The organism is Jannaschia seosinensis (genome assembly GCF_001408515.1).
In the GTDB taxonomy this organism is placed as follows: Bacteria; Pseudomonadota; Alphaproteobacteria; order Rhodobacterales; family Rhodobacteraceae; genus Jannaschia; species Jannaschia seosinensis.
In genome coordinates this window covers 1-17,826 of the sequence record NZ_CYPR01000165.1, presented here as the reverse complement: position 1 = coordinate 17,826, position 17,826 = coordinate 1, and the positions used below count along the sequence as shown (strand labels likewise).

The window sequence follows — 17,826 nt, the reverse complement described above, 5'->3', positions numbered from 1 at the left end:
ACGAGCCGGCCTTCGCCGTCAAACACGACGATCGGCTGGAAGCCGAACTCGTCGTAGAACGCATTGAACAGGCGCAGCTGCTGGTGGCCATGCACCGCGTCAAAGGTATCATCGATATCGAGCACGATCCGGCTTGGGGGGCGCGCAAACGAGTGGCAGTAGAACCGGATCATCTCGTGGCCCATGCGGATAAGGGCGCGGGCGTCGGGCAGGTTCTCCATGCGCGAGATCGTCGGCTGCGAACACAAGGCCGGCCCTGTTTCCGGGCCACGCTCCAGCGCGATCCTGAAGCTGGGATCGTGCCGCAGGGCTGCCGCGTCGTTGCCGTCTTCGTATCCCGCCCCGATCATCATGATCCGGAACCGGATGATGTCGCTCAGGCTATGCTGAACTTTCGCCGGGTCACGCGGATCGTGCAGGCAATCTGCGAGCCGCTGCGCCAGACCCGCCCTGCGCTCGATCTCGCGCAGCAGGGTCAGTCCGGCGTCGGAGCTCATGTCGGCGCCGTCAAACCCGAGCAGGATCGGCTTGCCATTGAGGGGTGACAGACGGGGTGCGGAGCACGTAGACTGGGTCATGGCGGAGGTCGTCCTGCTGAAATCTGAATCTTTGGCGCCGATAACCAAAAAATGCAGAGTTTCAGACGGTTACGCAACCTCCGCCGCCTTCTCGTGAATTATCCGGGTTAACGTCGGTCTTGCCGATCTTCCAGTTGGTGCGGTCAAGACACAGATGCCAAGGGCGAGGGTTGCCGAGCAGCGAGATCACGATGCCCACGCTCCAATCCTCGGGCAGGCACACGTGTTGGAAGAAGCGTTGCAGACGGCGATAGGTCGATGCAACCATGGCGCGACTTGGCCGCTCGCTCGCGATATGCGTCAGGTTCACCGTTCGGGCGCTGATCATGCCAAGCAGGATCATGCAGAGCGTCTCGAGCCGTGACTTGCCCAACGGCACATGCGGAGTTAGCGTTTTCTGGAGATCGGCGAGAGCACGGATATTCAAGGGACCGTTCCTTTGGCGAGGTCGAGTCCACCAGAAGAATCTCTCTTGCCGGTCTCGGCCACCCCAAAAACGGCTGTGTCGTGTAGTCTGCGAACTTGGGGGGGCAGTGCTACGCAATGCCCTGTCGGGCAGTGGGCAGCACCGGCATCGAGGTCGAGGGTGAAAACGGGCGGTACGCGCGCAAGCATGGCGGGCCCAAACGGCGCATTCGCCATGGTCGCTCGGATCTGGGGCGCGGAATGGCTCACGGCGCAAGATCCCTCTCGGGATCGATACGGAAGCGCTGGAGGTTCGGGCCTTCGCGAGTGAGCGGGCGAACGCCAACGGTCCGAGAGAGCCCGCGAACGCGAACGGGAGCCATGTCGGCGATGGTCGGCCGCGCAGCGCCACCGCTTCGAGCGCGTCGCGAACGTCCTGCCCGATCTTCGCAACCGGATCCCGGTGGACCAGGAGATCGGGAGCGGTACCGCGGACGGTGCCTGCGACGCCCGCAAATGCCACGATGCCCTTGCCGACCGTGGCCCTCAGACCCTCATCCCACCCCGCAAGAACACGAAGCTGTGGAGCGCGTCACCGCGGGAGCGGCGGCCGGAAACGTCGCTCCCCGAGCGTCGAAACACCTCGGTCGAGCGATCTGGCGACACCGGAACGGGCACAACCGCCGATGCCGTGCCGGAGGCTAGGATGCTCTGCACGAAATCACTCGGGCGGGGCACGGCGCGGGACTTTGCCCCACAGCCCGCGCAGACCCAGCTCCGCATCCCCATCATGAACCGCCACACCGCACCTGGCATCCCAGTCACCGAGGCCATGGGACGAGTCCCTCCGGCCAAAGGTGAGCCTCCACTCCGGGCTTTTGTGCAACAGAGGCGGGCCGCTCGTTCATTTCCTAATCTCCCTCACTTTCGATCCCGGTGCTGTCCATCGCCCGACGGAGCATCGCGCAGCAACGTCGCAAGACGGGATCGGCTAGTATAGCGGCCTTCTCTACCCAAGATACGGGATGTTTGTGGCCGGCGCCTTCTTGCTACAGCTCGGCATGCTGGAGTCGAGCCCCGCCGGTCGAGGTCGACCAAATGCAGCAGGCTTCCGACGGTGAGGGTTGAGGAATGCATCGCCTAGCAAGGAGCCATGCCGGCAAGACCTTTATGGAGAGGCGTGTCGGAATGGCGGCATCGCCGCGTGTCTGCAGCCGGCCACGCCGATTTCGGGAGCTAACCAGATCGTCAGCAAGCTACGGCGCTCGAGCGCGTCATCGCAACTCGGCCCGCTTCTGATCTTGCAGACCTGGGGGGACCGATCTCGTCGACCGACTATCATGCCGGATCGACGACATAAGGCCCTCACGGGGTTTGGAAATGGAGTCGGAGTCACCATCTAGATTGCTTTGTCATTTACTAACGACTTAGCTTCCTAGCCGGCAGACCAGAGACGCGATTTCAGAAAGATAAACCTCACGCTCGACGCCGCCCCGTTTTACCGCTTCGGCAGGCATACCATAGACGACGCAACTGGCTTCGTTTTGTGCTAGTGTACGGGCGCCGGTATCTCTCATCTCTTTCAGACCCCGCGCGCCATCATCGCCCATACCTGTCATAATTACACCGACGGCATTGGCGCCGGCAACGCGACTGACCGAACGAAACAGAACATCCACCGACGGCCGGTGCCGATTGACCAAAGGCCCATCGGAGACTTCAACACGATAATTCGCGCCGTTTCGCGTGAGCATTATGTGGCGAGCGCCAGGCGCTATAAGTGCTTGGCCCTGCAGAACGCTGTCTCCATCTTGGGCCTCCTTAACGGTGATCTGGCACATCTCGTCGAGTCTCTTGGCAAAGCCGCGGGTAAAGGTTTCCGGCATGTGCTGGACAATTACAATTGGTGGTGCGTCATGCGGAAGGGATTGGAGGACAAGGCGCAATGCTTCGGTCCCGCCGGTAGATGCGCCAATTGCCACCACTTTGTTTGTCGTCTTCACCATTGAAGTGCGGCCAAAGGGAGCGAGCATCGCATCGGCTGTTAATTTTGACTCAATCTTTATCGGCTGACGTCTGGACAAATGCGCATGTGCCGCGCCAAGAACTGCTTCCTGAATGCGAACTGAAGATTCTTCGAGAAACTTGCGCGTCGATAGATTTGGTTTTTGGATGATGTCCACAGCGCCTGCTTCGAGCGCGGCCAAGAAGGTCTTGCTGCCATCCCCTACAAGGGTGGAGCAGACGACGACAGGCAGCGGTCGCTGTGCCATCAGGCGGCGCAGAAAGGTGATGCCGTCCATACGAGGCATCTCAACGTCGAGCACGATGACGTCTGGGACCTCATGTTTCAGACGGTCCGCTGCCTGAAAGGGGTCATTGGCGGTCGCCATTACCTCCAGCTGTGGGTGATTCGCAATAATCTTACTGATGGTCTGGCGCACGACTGCACTGTCGTCGACAATCAGAACGCGTTTCTTTCTTAGGCCCGTCATTCGACGGTCTTGCGAAAGATTGAGGGGCGGACGAGTTCGAGGCCATCGCGACGTGCGTGAGAGGCTTCGGTATGTCCCGTCATCAGGAAGCCGCCAGGCCGCAACCGACGGTAGACGTTGTCAATCACACGCGCGCGAACCTCGTCGTCAAAATAGATCAGCACATTGCGGAGGAAAATGACGTCGGCTGCGATTCCGTCGAGTCCGAGGCCACTATCTAGATTTGCCTGCCGCCAAGTCGCAAGCTTTCGAAGCTCCGGGACGATACGGTAGATTCCAGTTGTTTTCTTTGAGGACAGTAGAAAGCGGCGGCGTAAATCTGTTGGAATGCCCTCAATTTCTTGGCGTGAATAGACAGCCTGATTTGCCGCGCGGATGACCGGGCGCGAAACGTCGGTTCCAATCAGGTGTGGATTAAGGCTCCAGAGCCCACGACTCCGAGCTTGCTGTGCGACCATGAGAGCCGTGTACCCCTCTTGTCCGGAGGAGCATGCCGCGCTCCATATCAGAAGTTCGCGCTGTCCCGTCTGAGTTCGCTCATCAAGTTCAGGTAGCCCCTCATTCAACAGCCAATCATACTGTGCCTTTTCTCGGAAAAAGCTGGTTGTGTGGGTTGTGAGCGCCTCACCGAAAGAGGTGCGTTCAGCCACGTCACTCTCCAACAGCCGACAGTAATCGGCATAGCTCGTCAATCCGTTTGCGGCGAGACGCTGAAAAAGTCGCCCCGTCAAGAAATCGGACTTGCGATCATCAATTGTAATTCCGACAATTTCTCGCGCCAGCGCCACAAGCCTCTTGATGTCTTCTGGTCGGAGCGGGATCTGACGGGTCTTGACCACTTGGTGAAGCATTACTGTCTTCCTGACGGGATCGGCGGAAGGGGGACGCTTTCGCGATTGCCGGCGGCATGTAGTCGATTGGCGAAGACGTCAGAAGATGCCAGTGCCCGAGCCGAGGTCGATCTCAACTCCATCAACAGAAAATACGTGCGTGATATCGATCAAGACGATTAAATCCGAGCCGCTGCGTGAAAGTCCTCGCACGATTCTGAGGTCCCAGTTCCTCATTCCCACGCTAGGAGGCTTTTCGATCCGGTGCGCCCCGATCTGATCGACGTTTCGAACACGATCCGCAAGAACGCCGACAAGACCGTAATCAGCGTCTGTTCCGACTTCGACGACGACGATTCGGGCTTCATCACCCAACTCGTGCGGAGGCACACCCAGCCTGCTTTTCAAGTCGATGATTGGCACGCTGACACCACGCAGATCGACGACCCCGTGCACCTCAGCCGGAACATTCGGCAGCCGTGTAATCTTTTGCATGTCTAAGATTTCGCGGACATATTGAACCTCAATGCCCAAGATGTGCTCACCTAAATCAAAGGTGAGATAGGTAGAGGACGGATCGTCCTCCCCCACCATCAAGCTGTCCAATTGCTCTTCGTTGATCATGGATCAGCCCGCATAGCGTTGAAAGTCGGCGTCCGAAACGTCGTCGGAGGCGAGATCCAAATCGAACGCCTCGACATTCTGCGCTATCTTGTCCGCTTGCAAAGGTTTCGGCTTGGGCGCAACAACCGTGTTCTTGTTCGGTGCTTCTGCGGGTTGCTCGTTCTCGCTGACCCGGAAGTAGGAGATCACGCCGTTTAGTTGCTGCGACTGGGCCGCCAACTCTTGGCTTGTAGCAGCGGATTCCTCGGCCGCAGCGGCATTCTGCTGGATGACCTTATCAAGCTCTCGGATCGCCTGATTGATCTGCTCCGCCCCGACATTCTGCTCACGGGTGGAGGCGGAGATCTCTTGAACGAGGTCGGCGGTACGCTGAATGTTCGGCACCAGCGTTTCGAGCATCCGGCCGGCCTCGCCGGAAACCTCCACGGTCTCGCCGGATAGTTGATTGATTTCAGCGGCGGCCTGCTGGCTGCGTTCGGCAAGCTTGCGCACTTCGGAGGCCACCACCGCAAAACCTTTGCCGTGGGTGCCGGCCCGGGCGGCTTCGACAGCCGCATTCAGCGCGAGCAGGTCAGTTTGCCGAGCGATTTCCTGAATGATCGTGATTTTATCGGCAATCGTCTTCATCGCACGGACGGCATTGTTCACTGCCTCGCCGGAACGCTTGGCATCATCCGCCGACTGGTTTGCGATCTTTTCCGTCTGACTGGCATTATCCGCGTTTTGCCGAATGTTCGCCGTCATCTCCTCGATAGACGCCGATGCTTCCTCCGCAGCAGACGCCTGCTGGTTAGAGCCCGCCGCGAGCTGCTCGGCAGTTGTCGACATATTGCCGGCGCCTTCGGCGACGTACTTCGCGCTGACGCTGGCGTTCGAGATGACTTCCCGAAGCTTGGCTGTCATGTCGCGCAATGCAACGCCGAGCCGATCATCCTCCGAGCGCGGCGTCACGTCCGCTGTCAGATCGCCCTTGGCAATGGCCTCGGCAGAACGAGACATTCCTCTGAGGTCGCCTACCATGTCCTCCATTGCATTCAGCAGAACACCGATTTCGTCCCGACTTGTTGTCATCGCATCGACCTCGAGATTGCCTCTCGCCACCTCTCTGGCGACGCTGGCTGCACGGTTTAGGCCGCGACTGATGCTTACGGATAGCCAAGCAGCAGTGCCAATGGCAAAAGATAAGGCGACGACGGCAAGAATTAGCAGCGTGCGGGTTTGCCGAGTTTCCAGATCGACGGCAGCCGCGTGTTCTCTTTCCATTGATTCATTGGCCCTCTTGACCAGCGTTTCATTAGCATTGGCCGCAGCTTGCCACGCATTGTCAGCCTTAGCGTAAAGCTCATAAGCCTTCGCTTTGCTGTCTTGCGCGATGAGCGCCATGATCCGTTCCACAATCGGCCGGTATTCGGCCCATCCTGCGGTCAGTTCGGTGACCAATGGCTCGACCTGGGAACCTTTTAATTCCTGTGCAGCGGCAATCTTCGCCTCGAACGCCGTGATAAGACTGGTTATGCGAGTCGTCGTGTCAGCTGTCACGTCTTCGCCTGCCGCCAAAAGAAGATTCTTCTCAGCCTGTCGAAGGTCCCGAATGTCATCAAGCGCTTGGTCGATAATTTGCTCGAGAGCAACGAGCGCAGACGCCGGTTGAGGACTGCGTCTGATTCGTGCGCGGGTGGTATCCTGTGCAGTGTTTGCAGTGTTGTAGAGCCGGTCGAAGGCGAGGCCGCTGTCGCCAAGGACAAGGTCGGTGGCCTGAACGGCGGTGCGCATCAGCGCCCAAGGGCGAAGCTCGCCTTCCAAGGCGACATACTCCGCCCATTTCTCGTCGAACGCGGTTAGAAGTGGACGTTCTTCGTCTGGAACAACTTCCTCAAGCTCCATGCGATTCTGACCGATATTCAGCATGCGGCGATCAACAGAAGCAATTGCTTCTTGGATGGCTTCGGGACTTTTCCGAGCCATGACGTCGTCAATGTAGGTTAGTACGCCGCGCTCAATTCCCATCATGTTGGTCCGAATTCGTTGAGCAAACTCGATTTCGGCTGCTGTATCGTCAACAATCACCGCAACCTGCCCGCTAACGGTCGAGATGCCGCGTACGCCAAGTAAGACGGTTGCGCCGAGGAGGATCACCATCACCGTAAAGGCGGCGAGGAGCTTGGTCTTGATGGTCAGTCGCATTTTCGTGCTCTTCCGTGGGCTGGAGCTGTCAGTGGGAGGGCTTCGGCGCGAAGGCCGTTTGGACATCGAGTAGGATCACGAGCGCACCATCTTTCTTGGCGACGCCCTTGATGAATTCAGTCGGCCAGCGAACCCCAAGGTCCGGAACCGTCTCCAAATCGGCCGAAGTAGTTTCCGTTATGTCATCCACGTCATCCGCCAGCATCGCGACCGTAGTCATCTCGCCCTCAAGCGTCAGTTCAAGGACAAGAATGCGACTGGTTTCGCGAAGTACCGCCGGCCTCATTCCGAGGCGGTGGCGCAGGTCGATGAAAGGAGCGATTGCCCCGCGAACGTTAACCAGACCCGGCGCAACTTGATCGGCATTGGGGACATCAGTGATCGGAAGCGGGTCGATGATTTCGCGAACATGCTGGACTGGAACGGCAAAGGTCTCACCATCAAGCGAGAACGTGAGTGCCATGGCGGCGTCGACTGCCCCGAGGCTTCCGGTGTTGTTGGTCATGCTGCAGTCCTCACTGCCGCCTGTGCGCGCTTGACGATTGCTGCGGCATCAAGGATCAGCGCCACCGATCCATCTCCAAGGATCGTAGATCCGGCGAGCCCCTCGATGCCGCGGTGATAAACGCTGAGCGGCTTGATGACGGTCTGGTGCTGGCCAATCACTTCATCAACAACAAAGCCGAGTCGGCGTCCGTCGACACTGGTAATCACTACGCGCCGGTCATCGTTTTCAACCCGTTCAAATCCGAACAGTGTATCGAGGCGCAGAAACGGCACTAACTTGTTTCGGATACGCAAGATGGAACGCCCGCTCTGGCGGGCGGTTTCGTCTGGCGGAAGTTCGACGCACTCCTCGACAGTTGACAGCGGCATTACGAAGGGATTGTTTCCGACTCTTACTAGGAGCCCGTCAATAATCGCAAGAGTAAGCGGCAAGCGAAGGGTCACTTCCGTTCCTCGGCCTGGCTGAGATTTGACCTCGACGGTGCCGCGCAGATCATCAATGACACGGCGAACTGCATCCATTCCAACGCCGCGGCCAGAGACGCTTGAGACTGCTTCGGCAGTCGAGAAGCCAGGTTCAAAAATGAGTTGGTGGAGCTGTTCGTCAGTGACCTCCTGATCTTCATCGATCAGTTTTCGGGAAACTGCTCTTTGCCGAATTGCCTCCGCGTTAAGACCGGCACCGTCGTCACTGACAGATATCAGAACTTCGCCCCCGGACTGGCGAGCCTGCATCACAATCGTAGCACGCTCTGGCTTGTCTGCCGAGAGTCGAGCGTCGGGCGCTTCGACGCCGTGATCAATGGAATTTCGAATGATGTGGACCAAAGGCTCTGTCAGACTGTCTATGACGTTCTTGTCGACTTCCGTTTCGCCGCCTCGAGTAAGCAGTTGAACGTGCTTGCCAAGCTCTGCCGAGAGATCCCGTGCAACTCGACGAAATTTCCCGAAGACGAGTTCGATCGGCAGCATGCGGATCGACAGGGTCGCGTCTCGAAGGCCGGTCACCAAGCGCTCGATTTCCTCGGTCGTTTCAGCAAGAGAAGTGTCGTCAAGATCGGCAGAAATCCGGTTAAGGCGGGCCTGGGTAATTACCAGCTCACCCAGCTGGTCCATCAATTCGTCGAGACGGTGGGCCTGAACACGCACCGAATCAGATTTAGGCGGAGCGGCAGTGAGATTTTCATCGCTCTTCAGCATCCTGCCACTACCGATCGCATTCCTTTCCATGCCCGGTGCAGGCTGCGAGATTGCCATATCAATTGTATCTGGCGCTAAAGGGGTGACTGTAACTGCGCTGTCACTTGCGAATATGAACACTTCATCAATCGCATCTCGGCCGGCGGAAGTTGTCAGCTCGATTGTCCAGCAGAAGTGACAGACGGTTGGATCAAGCTCCCGAAGCGGGGGAACCCCTGCGGCACTACAAGTCACGTGCGCCTCGCCCAGACCTTCCAGCTCAGCCAGCAGCAGGTCTGGCCGCATGCCGTTCCGCATATCTGACTCGTGCGGTTTGAAGGTGATGAGGAAGCGTTGCGACTGCGTCGAGTGTGCCCGGATGGCCCCAGTGGATTTGTTTCTCGTCGTTTGGTCCGCAATTAAAACATCAATCTTTTCCACAAGCTTAAGAGAGGTCGGATCTTGTATGTCGCTATTCTCAGCGTCCGGACCCTTTGCGATGATTCGCTGCAAGTGGTCTCGCGACGCAAGAGAGAGCTGGATAATTTCCGGTGTAACCTTAGCCGTCCCCTCGCGGATTTGCTCGTAGGCGTTTTCGAAGGGGTGAGTAAAACGCGCGAGGGAAGCGAAGCCGAACATTGCCCCGGATCCCTTGAGTGTGTGAAGCGCACGAAACACCGCATCTACGGTGCCGGTGTTCGTAGGGTCCGCTTCTAGCTCAAGAAGAATCTTCTCGAGGCCGTCCAAGATATCGGTGGCCTCTTCGACAAAGGAGTCGACAGCTGCGTTCATAGCCGTCATCCAGCAAGTTTAGAGACAACGGAAATAAGCTTCTCTTCATCGAAGGGCTTCACTATCCATCCGGTCGCACCGGCTTCTTTGGCCTCTTTCATTTTCTCTTTTTGTGCCTCGGTTGTCAGCATTACAATCGGGATCCCATCAAACCGGTTGTCCGCACGAACCTTCTGGATCATCTCGATCCCATTCATGTTCGGCATGTTGAGGTCGCAAAGAACGAGGTGGACCTCGTTTTTTGCGAGTGCGGCGAGGCCCTCGACGCCATCACCAGCGCCGAGAACATTGTAACCTTGGGGTTGAAGGGTGAAGCCGATCATATCGCGGATACTTTTGGAGTCGTCGACACTAAGGACGGTCTTCGGCATCACTGGTTCTCCTTGAGAAGTTCGAGATTGGCCAAGACAGCGGTGGCGCGGGTGCCAATGTCCAGTCGCTCGCGAGGGACCGTACGAGTGGCGCTGACAAGGAGTTGAAGCGAGAGCGGCGAGGGCGGAGTCTCACTAGCATCAAACTCGATTCTTGATAATTTTCCCGATTTCTTGCGGTTCTCTAGGCTTTTGGCAAGCATCTCATACGCCGCGACAACTGTTCTCGCGTCGAGATCGGCGGCTATGCGTAATACTTCCATCTCAACAGTTTCGGTTTTTAGCATCTGTTCCTCGTGCGCGTTTCCAGCAATTACTCCCCTGAAGGCGCTAAGAAATCATGAAGATTGGCATTTTGGCGAGCTGTGAACGTTGTCAGCTAAGCTTGATTTTAAGCAATATTTTCGGGTTCATAGCTTTAAGGTTTTGCTAGTACATCCTTCTTACATGAGAATTCGGTCACGAACGGAAAAGACATGATTTCACATCTGGCGCCTCCCTTCAGGGAAACTCTTGGACGGCTTGCAAGCGACATATCTGGAGCTTTCTCAGTTGCATTCTTCGAGGCCGAGGTAATTCGAAATACGGCGGAGGAATTCGATTCGGACGTTTCGATGCTTCTTGCGGCTGCCGCGACAGATGGGGCCGCGGGTGAGCGCGGCACCGCCTTCGCTGTGTTTTTGGAAAACGCTTCCTCCGCTTCCTCCGCTGCCGAAGAAGCCGTGGCGTCTCTGACAGACAGAGCTTTTCAGGGTGCACTAGTTGAAGTCTCCGGCTCGCTGCGGGACATGGCGAAATGTACTGCCGAACTAACGACGATCTCTTCGCTGACGAAGATTACGCAGACCGAGCTACGGGGCGCCGGCGACAGGCTTGCTGCATTCGTTGACTCACTGGACGGCCAATGCCGGGAGCTGCAGCAAACGACGGCACGGTCGGCTGATCTCATCGTTGAGACACAGCGCCAGAGCGGCTTTGCACGGGATGAACTCGTCGATATTGCGCGCGAGTTTCAAGCTCTTTCAGACGGGGCCGGCAGAAAGACCGTTCGGCTTGCGCGCCTCGAGCATGCGCATCATGTCTACACGAACCTAGTTCGTGAAGACGCATCTCGGCTTGGCGAAGGGGTGCAATCAGCTGTTCGTGATCTCATCAGTTGCCTGCAGTTCCCGGACGCGTTTGCGCAGCGCATGGAGCATGTCCAAATGATCTTTGACGCTATGGAGAATGGGCCAGATGTAGACCGTTCCGCGCTGGCGGCGGTTGCAGCAGCTCAGCTTGGCTCAATGGCAGAAGCCTTGATCGACGTATGTTCAACAGCAAATCTTTCATTGGTGGCCATTAATGCGATTCTTGGTGAAAACCTTCTGGCTGATGGTGGGAAGGGGGGGGCGAATCCCTCTGACATGTGGATGAGTGCGACAACACAAGAAAATCAGATGATGCTTGATTCGGTCGCCGGAGCGCGGGACCAGCTTGGAAAGGCGCTGACGCTTCTTTCAGGGTTAACGGGCCAAATAGAGCGAACGCAAAATCATCTTCAAGCTTCAGTGCGTCTGAACCGGGAGCTTGAGACGTCGGTCCATAATGCGTCGCTGGTCGCGCACCGATCAGGCTCGGCAAATTCTCCGCTTCGCTTTTTGGCCGGTTCGGTGAAGGACGTCGTTGGCCGAACTTCAGATCTGATGGTACGAATTGGTCGGTCTTTGACGTACATTCGTAGTACATCGGAAGCTCTCGCCACATCAGGTTTGAGTCAGGACCTTGAGACACTCCTCGAGCTTCAGGCCGTTGCAGTGCAAGAAGCAGACATACAAAGCAAGGTGGTGGAGCGCATTCGGTCTACTCGACAACAGCTTCTCGGCCATTCCGGGCGGCTGGCTGGCGCAGCAACGGCAGGAAAAAGCGCCTTCGGGGCGGCAGCGGATTATGCGGCTGAACTCGCAAACCTTGCACGGCGGGTTCAGGGCCCCTCGTTGGCGGCTCCCGAAAACCGTAATACGACATCTGATTTTGATTGGTTATATCAGGTTTATACGATGGAAGAGGAGCGTTCAGTGCATCGCAAGGCTCTAGGATTGAAAGATCCTCCCAGCGCGGGTGTGGTGGAAGAGGAAGATATGAGTGACTTTCTACTTTGATGGGCGTTGTTGGGCAGCTTGACCGTCCTCACACGACCCTTCCCCGTCCCACCGGCATGTGAGTTGCGAACGGTCTCGTAGCTCCCGAGGAATTGGGAAAGTCGGATGCTATACGTTCGGGCACGATCCGGTGAAGGCCGTGGTCAGGCACCTGGCGACGGCGGTTCCGGGCATGCAAACGCTTAAGAAGAGGTGGGGCGGGTGCAGGTGCTTTAGCATTATCAGCGAGCCGCCCGCCTGCGCGGTGGCGACGGGAACTTGCGGCGGTCACCGTTTCTAAGGTTGTGAGGGCGCCAAGCTGTGGTCTGCGGCAGCTTTCAGCTGCTTGCGTCACAAGCCTCGCAAGGAGGTAGGAGACTGACAGCGAAAGGATTGGATCTGCGTAGCGGCCGCGCAAGCTGGCAAGCGATGCAGGGGCGGTTTGTGAGACAGCGGCGCGGCTGACGCATTTCAGGCGGTTGCGGTCGTCGAGGGCCTGGAGTGCCCCACTGAAGTGGTCCATCAGCTGGGATAGAATTATCTCGTTCAGGAGGACCAGAGATGGCAGGAAAACGAGACAAACCCGAAGAGATTGTGCTCAAGCTTTGGCAGGTCGAAGTGCTTCACGGACAGGGCATGGCGATCTACGGCGCGGTGCGTCAGATCGGCTTGACGGAGCCGACGTATTACCACTGGCGCAAGCCGCCATCGGTCCGAGGCTGCGCCGAACGATCCTTGCCGAGGCTGCCCGGGGAAATTTCATTCTCCCGCTGTCCTCGGACCAGTGGCGAACAACGGCCTCATCCTTTGCGCCGTCGCAAGTGCATCGACAGTGTGCGGCATACGCTCGGCGGCGAGCCTTGTGCGCCATTAATGGTGTGGATGGCCCCGCCAGCGGCATCGCGTTGTGCCAAGGTGGGTCTGTGAAGCACGCACCTGAGGGGAGCCATCCATGGACAAGCCTATCGCTATCGGCCTCGATCTGGCCAAGAACGTCTTTCAGGTTCACGGAGTGGACGCAGAAGGTACCCTTGTCTGCCGGCGTCAGTTGCGACGGTCGCAGGTGCTGGCGTTCTTCTCACGGTTGGAGCCCTGCCTCGTCGGCATGAAAGCCTGTGCGGGGGCGCATTATTGGGCGCGGGAGCTGACGGCGGTCGGGCACGAGGTGCGGCTGATGCCGCCCGCCTACGTCAAGCCTTACGTAATGCGCGGAAAGACCGACGCGGTTGATGCGGAGGCGATCTGCGAGGCTGTCACGCGCCCGACCATGCGCTTCGTGCCGGTAAAGTCGGCGGACCGGCAGGCGGCGCTGCTCGATCACAAGGCACGTGACTTCCTGGTCCGGCAGCGGACGCAGATTGTAAACGCGATCCGCGCGCACCTGGGTGAGTTCGGGGTCGTCGTGGCGAAGGGCATCCTTAACGTCGATCGCCTTCTCGACGCCGCCTGCGACATGCCCGATGCAGCGCGCCCGGCACTGGATCTGCTGGCCGATCAGCTGCGCAACACACAGGCTCGGATCGAGGAGGTCACCACGCGGATCGGCGAGATGCAGGGCGAAGACGCGCTGGCGCGCCGACTGGCGACGGTGCCCGGGGTGGGCACGATCTCGTCCAGCGCGTTTGCAGCCACGACCCCCGACGTGGCCGCTTTTCGCAGCGCGCGCGACGACGCGGCATGGCTCGGCGTGCGGTCCGTCTCTCGGACGGATCGCGTTCCGGCCCGCACCGCCGCGGGCTCATTCCAGTGGCGGGAAAGAAAGGCTCGGGCGGATCTCAAAGGCAGGCAATCGTTCAGGGGGCTTACGCGGCCCCACCGGGGCCACGGTCCCCCATCACCTGCGCAGGCTGCTCTATCCTGGCGCCATGATGAGCCAGCGTGTCGCCACGCGTTCAAGATCGATGGCGAATGATCAGCGTGCGGCGAGGACATCGAGAGATCCCGGCAGGGCAGGTGCCGGACTGGCTTGACCGGATGCTTGCCCGCAAGCCCGTGAAGGTCGTGGCGGTCGCGCTGGCCAACCGAATGGCGCGAACCATCTGGGCGCTGATTGCCGGAAACAGCAGCTACCGGGCCGCCCCAGCCTGAGACGGAAGAGACCAGTCGCGCTGGTCCGGCCTTGGACCGGCAGGCCCAGAGATGGTGAGGCGCGAGCCATGAGGTCCCTCTCGGGACATCGCCGGGCGATGCCCTGCCGGGCAACGGATGGCACAGAGACGGTAAAACAGCGGAACGGGACACCCAGTTCGAACCGAAGCGCCTCGGAGCGCGTCACTGACGATGTCCGGGCTCCAGCGCTGGTTCGGCTCTTGCGGGATCGCCATCGGTGCCCGCGTGTCCCGGGCGCGCTTGCGGCCGCCACGCTTGCGCACGGTGAGCCGCTCCTCGCGATAGATGCGGTAGAGCCCTGCGGCCTGCAATCGATCCACTGGACCGATTGCTTCACGGCCTCCGATCCAGTTCGTGTCCCCGCCCTCGCGCCGAAGAAGGAGGTGCAGGCGCCGATAGCCGAACCGGCGCCGTTCGCTCGACAGCTCGCGCAGGCGTCTGTGCAGGGATCCGTCGTCGTCACGGGTGGAGCGGTCGCGGCAGGCACGCCGATCGATCCCGATCCGGGCACAGGCGCGCCGCCGCGAATGGTTCTTCTCGATGATGGCCCAGTCACGGCAGATCTCCTTGGGCCAGGCTTCAGAACTTTTCCCGAGTATCTCGCGCAGTCTCGATACGTCCATCATCGCCTCCGCAAGTAGCTTCTTCAGCCGCCCGTTCTCCGCCTCCAAAGCCTTGAGCTTCCGAGCATCGGGCACTTTGATGCCGCCATACTTCGACCGCCACTTGTAGAACGTAACATCGCTGACCCCGCGCTTCCGGCACAACTCAGCCGCCGTTGCGCCCGCCCGATGTTCCTTAAGATGCCGATGATCCGCTCCTCGCTGAACGGCGATCTTCTCGTTGTCCGTCTTCCCGTTCGAGGAACAGACTAAACCCCCATCAAGAAGCTTTCAGGGGAGCAGGTTAGGTCGCGCCCGCTGCGCACAATGCAAAGCATGGAATGCCGTCACCGCCGGTCCCGAGGCGCGAAACGAAGCGCTGCGGGCCTCGAAATATGTCGGTCGGGCGCTCTGGCCGCGATGGAGCGGATAACACCGCCGAAGCCGCATCGAGACAAAATGCATCGTGAAACTGCTGGGCCAGCGGCTCATGGCACGGGATTTCGATCTCCAGGTCCATATCGCCGTCCTGAACGGTTGCACCGCGCTTGGCATCTCCGTCACAAAGGTCGTGGGATAAATCCGTCAGGGGAAAGGCGATGCACGGACATCACCCGATTGTGCAACATGTATAACCGCCCCTTGCGCAAGAGGGTTTCCGGAGCAATTTGGCGCGGTGTCGGGTGCTGACATGTATCCGGCCTCATGGTGCGGCCATCGTCATGCCGCGGGCCCGCATGGTGCTCGCGGGTCGGACCCAAATCAAAGCCGCGTGCTCGGTGGCACCCTGTTGCACTCTGGTTTTCCGACCCCGTCTCGCGACCGTTGCGCCAAGCTGCTCTCAGCCCTCCTCCGCTCCGACGACCTCGCGACTGCTGGCAGGTGTTACGCTGCCACAGCCGGAGCCCGGTAGATCTCTCCGCTCTTCATCAGCGCCCAGACGATCCGCGCCATCTTGTTGGCGAGCGCGACCCGGACCAGCATCGTCGGCTTCCGCTCCAGCATTCTTGCTAGCCAAGTGCCCGGGCGTGCCAATGCGTGGCAATGGCGCTTGATGATGACGCTGTTGGCTCTAATGATCAGCAACCTGCGCAAGGAGCGCTCTCCCATTTTGGTGGTGGCCCCGAGCCTTTGCCTGCCGCCTGTCGAATGCTGCCGCCGCGTAAGGCCGAGCCATGCCGCGAAGTCCCGGCTTTTGCGGAACGTTTCCGGCGGTGGCGCCAACGTGGCGATGGCCGTGGCGATCAGCGGACCGATGCCCGGAATCGTCATCAGACGCCGCGCCACTTCGCTCTCCTTGGCTCGACGGGTGATCTCGGCATCCAAGGCCTTGATTTGATCGTCGAGCTGGGCGAGCGTTGCAGTCAGGACCTTTAGGGAGGCCCGTGCCGTCGCTGGCAGATCCGACGCGTCGTCCGCGATCAACGCAATCAGGCGCCGGGCATTCGTCGCGCCCTGCGGCACGACCTGGCCGTATTCGGTGAGGTGTCCGCGGAGCGCGTTGATGGCCTGGGTGCGCTGCCGGATGAGCAATTCCCGGACGCGGAAGACGCTGGCCGCCCCCTGCGTTTCCTCGCTCTTCACGGGCACGAAGCGCATGTTCGGTCTCTGCGCTGCTTCGCAGATTGCCTCCGCGTCAGCCGCATCGTTCTTTTGCCGCTTGACGAACGGCTTCACGTAGACGGGCGGGATGAGCCTGATGTCATGGCCGAGCCGTGCCAGCTCCCGCCCCCAGAAATGCGCGCCACCGCAGGCTTCCATCACCACGAGGCAGGGCGGTAGCTTACTGAAGAACTCCAGCTGAGAACGGCGGTGCAAAAGTCTGCCACGGTAGCGGCGGGATGAGCCTGCTGCGGGCGGCGTAAAAGTCGTCCACCTTTACCCTCTCTGGCGGCAGGGAGGGCGGGAGGATTTTCACCGTGGACTTGTATCGTAAGGTGCGATTGGCCTGTGCGGAGGGCATGAGCCAGCGGGCGGCGGCGCATCACTTCGGGATTTCGCGCGACAGCGTTCAGAAGATGTTGGCGTTCTCGATTCCTCCAGGATACCGGCGAACGGCGCCCGTGAAGCGGCCGAAGCTGGACGGGTTCACCGGGATCATCGACGGCTGGCTGGATGGCGATCGCGAGGTCCATCGCAAGCAGCGGCACACGGCGAAGCGGTTGTTCGAACGGCTCCGCGATGAGCATGGTTTCACCGGCGGCTATACGATCGTGAAGGACTACATGCGGGAGCGCGAGCGGCGCGGCCGAGAGATGTTCGTGCCGCTGGCGCATCCGCCCGGTCATGCCCAGGCCGACTTTGGCGAGGCGGTGGTCATCATCGACGGCGTCGAGCAGAAGGCGCATTTCTTCGTCATGGACCTGCCGCACAGCGATGCCTGCTTTGTGCGCGCTTATCCCGCGGCGACAGCGGAAGCCTGGATTGATGGCCACGTCCACGCCTTCGCGTTCTTTGGCAAGGTGCCCGCATCGGTCCTCTACGACAACGACCGCTGTCTGGTTGCGAAGATCCTGCCGGACGGGACGCGTCAGCGGGCCACGCTCTTCAGCGGGTTCCTGTCGCATTACCTGTTCCGCGACCGCTACGGGCGGCCCGGAAAGGGCAACGACAAGGGCAACGCGGAAGGGCTGGTCGGCTATTCCCGCCGCAACTTCATGGTGCCGATCCCGCGGGTCGCAACCTGGGACGCGTTCAACGCCCATCTGGAGGAGCAGTGCCGCAGGCGCCAAGCAGATGTCCTGCGGGGCCAGTCCGAGACGATCGGTCAACGTCTCGCGCGGGACCTGGCCGCGATGGCCGACCTGCCGGCCGCGCCATTCGACGCCTGCGATCAGACCACCGGACGGGTCAGCTCCCAAGCGCTGGTGCGCTACAAGACCAACGATTATTCCGTGCCGGTTGCTTACGGCCACCGCGACGTCTGGATCAGGGGCTACGTCGCTCCTTTGTTTCTCTTCTGCCTTTTTGACTTCCTCTCACTCCCTCCCCGCTGCTCCTTTCGCGCGGACATTTTCTTTGATCCAATGC

Annotated in this window: 12 protein-coding genes and 6 pseudogenes; 6 read left to right on the top strand and 12 right to left on the bottom strand. The window is 59.7% G+C overall.

Translation table 11 applies throughout. The annotated features are described in order from the left end of the window. Both JSE7799_RS12790 and JSE7799_RS12785 read right to left on the bottom strand, forming a co-directional pair. The coding region (locus JSE7799_RS12790; protein WP_186201932.1) for a transposase at positions 1–578 on the bottom strand (578 nt) is incomplete at its 3' end. 61 nt (positions 579–639) lie between these two features. Next, complete coding sequence (locus tag JSE7799_RS12785) at positions 640–1,005, bottom strand: hypothetical protein (RefSeq protein ID WP_055663973.1); 366 nt, start codon at positions 1,003–1,005, stop codon at positions 640–642. Positions 1,006–1,178: 173 nt separating this feature from the next. On the opposite strand from JSE7799_RS12785, the pseudogene JSE7799_RS22325 reads away from it, so the two are divergent. Beyond that, positions 1,179–1,821, top strand: a pseudogene (locus JSE7799_RS22325) (transposase); the annotation flags it as partial. 589 nt (positions 1,822–2,410) lie between these two features. Here the strand turns inward: JSE7799_RS22325 and JSE7799_RS12775 are convergent. From JSE7799_RS12775 to JSE7799_RS12740, 8 genes are all read right to left on the bottom strand, one after another. Beyond that, positions 2,411–3,478 (bottom strand): protein-glutamate methylesterase/protein-glutamine glutaminase, encoded by a 1,068-nt coding sequence (locus tag JSE7799_RS12775; RefSeq protein ID WP_055663971.1) that lies wholly within the window; start codon positions 3,476–3,478, stop codon positions 2,411–2,413. Next, on the bottom strand, positions 3,475–4,329 hold the full coding sequence (locus JSE7799_RS12770; RefSeq protein ID WP_055663970.1) for a CheR family methyltransferase: 855 nt from the start codon (positions 4,327–4,329) through the stop codon (positions 3,475–3,477). The genes JSE7799_RS12775 and JSE7799_RS12770 overlap by 4 nt, the downstream gene beginning before the upstream one ends. Before the next feature lie 78 nt (positions 4,330–4,407). Then, positions 4,408–4,932 carry a chemotaxis protein CheW gene (locus tag JSE7799_RS12765; protein WP_055663969.1) on the bottom strand — a complete coding sequence of 175 codons (525 nt, stop codon included), beginning with the start codon at positions 4,930–4,932 and terminating at the stop codon, positions 4,408–4,410. A 3-nt stretch (positions 4,933–4,935) separates the two neighbouring features. Beyond that, entirely contained in the window at positions 4,936–7,116 is a 2,181-nt protein-coding gene (locus JSE7799_RS12760) for a HAMP domain-containing methyl-accepting chemotaxis protein (RefSeq protein ID WP_055663968.1), read from the bottom strand. A gap of 28 nt (positions 7,117–7,144) precedes the next feature. Further along, positions 7,145–7,621, bottom strand: coding sequence for a chemotaxis protein CheW (locus JSE7799_RS12755; RefSeq protein ID WP_055663967.1), 477 nt, complete (start codon positions 7,619–7,621; stop codon positions 7,145–7,147). Continuing rightward, a complete protein-coding gene (locus JSE7799_RS12750) occupies positions 7,618–9,594 on the bottom strand; it encodes a chemotaxis protein CheA (protein ID WP_055663966.1) in 1,977 nt (658 codons plus the stop codon). The genes JSE7799_RS12755 and JSE7799_RS12750 overlap by 4 nt, the downstream gene beginning before the upstream one ends. A gap of 5 nt (positions 9,595–9,599) precedes the next feature. After that, the gene (locus tag JSE7799_RS12745; RefSeq protein WP_055663965.1) at positions 9,600–9,965 is read right to left on the bottom strand and encodes a response regulator; all 366 of its coding nucleotides are present in this window, start codon (positions 9,963–9,965) and stop codon (positions 9,600–9,602) included. Further along, on the bottom strand, positions 9,965–10,252 hold the full coding sequence (locus JSE7799_RS12740) for a hypothetical protein (protein ID WP_055663964.1): 288 nt from the start codon (positions 10,250–10,252) through the stop codon (positions 9,965–9,967). The genes JSE7799_RS12745 and JSE7799_RS12740 overlap by 1 nt, the downstream gene beginning before the upstream one ends. Before the next feature lie 189 nt (positions 10,253–10,441). On the opposite strand from JSE7799_RS12740, the gene JSE7799_RS12735 reads away from it, so the two are divergent. The 3 genes and pseudogenes from JSE7799_RS12735 (at position 10,442) to JSE7799_RS12730 (ending at position 14,173) form a co-directional block, all read left to right on the top strand. After that, positions 10,442–12,106 carry a hypothetical protein gene (locus JSE7799_RS12735; protein WP_055663963.1) on the top strand — a complete coding sequence of 555 codons (1,665 nt, stop codon included), beginning with the start codon at positions 10,442–10,444 and terminating at the stop codon, positions 12,104–12,106. 540 nt (positions 12,107–12,646) lie between these two features. Continuing rightward, positions 12,647–12,791 (top strand): annotated as a pseudogene (locus tag JSE7799_RS21800) (IS3 family transposase); the annotation flags it as partial. Positions 12,792–13,037: 246 nt separating this feature from the next. Continuing rightward, a pseudogene (locus JSE7799_RS12730) lies at positions 13,038–14,173 on the top strand (IS110 family RNA-guided transposase). A 176-nt stretch (positions 14,174–14,349) separates the two neighbouring features. Here the strand turns inward: JSE7799_RS12730 and JSE7799_RS12725 are convergent. Further along, a pseudogene (locus tag JSE7799_RS12725) lies at positions 14,350–15,008 on the bottom strand (transposase); the annotation flags it as partial. A gap of 119 nt (positions 15,009–15,127) precedes the next feature. On the opposite strand from JSE7799_RS12725, the pseudogene JSE7799_RS19920 reads away from it, so the two are divergent. Then, positions 15,128–15,376 (top strand): annotated as a pseudogene (locus JSE7799_RS19920) (IS5/IS1182 family transposase); the annotation flags it as partial. Between the two features lie 305 nt (positions 15,377–15,681). Here the strand turns inward: JSE7799_RS19920 and JSE7799_RS12715 are convergent. Next, positions 15,682–16,599, bottom strand: a pseudogene (locus tag JSE7799_RS12715) (IS110 family RNA-guided transposase); the annotation flags it as partial. Positions 16,600–16,715: 116 nt separating this feature from the next. Between JSE7799_RS12715 and istA the strand changes: the two are divergent. Next, positions 16,716–17,826, top strand: a 1,111-nt coding sequence (gene istA / locus JSE7799_RS12710; protein WP_083480567.1) for an IS21 family transposase, incomplete at its 3' end; no start/stop codon positions are given.

What these genes read in the sequence shown, in the direction of transcription:
- JSE7799_RS12775 (WP_055663971.1), bottom strand. Translation starts at nt 3,478, where the DNA reads ATGACGGGCCTAAGAAAGAAACGCGTTCTGATTGTCGACGACAGTGCA.
- JSE7799_RS12770 (WP_055663970.1), bottom strand. Translation starts at nt 4,329, where the DNA reads ATGCTTCACCAAGTGGTCAAGACCCGTCAGATCCCGCTCCGACCAGAA.
- JSE7799_RS12765 (WP_055663969.1), bottom strand. Translation starts at nt 4,932, where the DNA reads ATGATCAACGAAGAGCAATTGGACAGCTTGATGGTGGGGGAGGACGAT.
- JSE7799_RS12760 (WP_055663968.1), bottom strand. Translation starts at nt 7,116, where the DNA reads ATGCGACTGACCATCAAGACCAAGCTCCTCGCCGCCTTTACGGTGATG.
- JSE7799_RS12755 (WP_055663967.1), bottom strand. Translation starts at nt 7,621, where the DNA reads ATGACCAACAACACCGGAAGCCTCGGGGCAGTCGACGCCGCCATGGCA.
- JSE7799_RS12750 (WP_055663966.1), bottom strand. Translation starts at nt 9,594, where the DNA reads ATGAACGCAGCTGTCGACTCCTTTGTCGAAGAGGCCACCGATATCTTG.
- JSE7799_RS12745 (WP_055663965.1), bottom strand. Translation starts at nt 9,965, where the DNA reads ATGCCGAAGACCGTCCTTAGTGTCGACGACTCCAAAAGTATCCGCGAT.
- JSE7799_RS12740 (WP_055663964.1), bottom strand. Translation starts at nt 10,252, where the DNA reads ATGCTAAAAACCGAAACTGTTGAGATGGAAGTATTACGCATAGCCGCC.
- JSE7799_RS12735 (WP_055663963.1), top strand. Translation starts at nt 10,442, where the DNA reads ATGATTTCACATCTGGCGCCTCCCTTCAGGGAAACTCTTGGACGGCTT.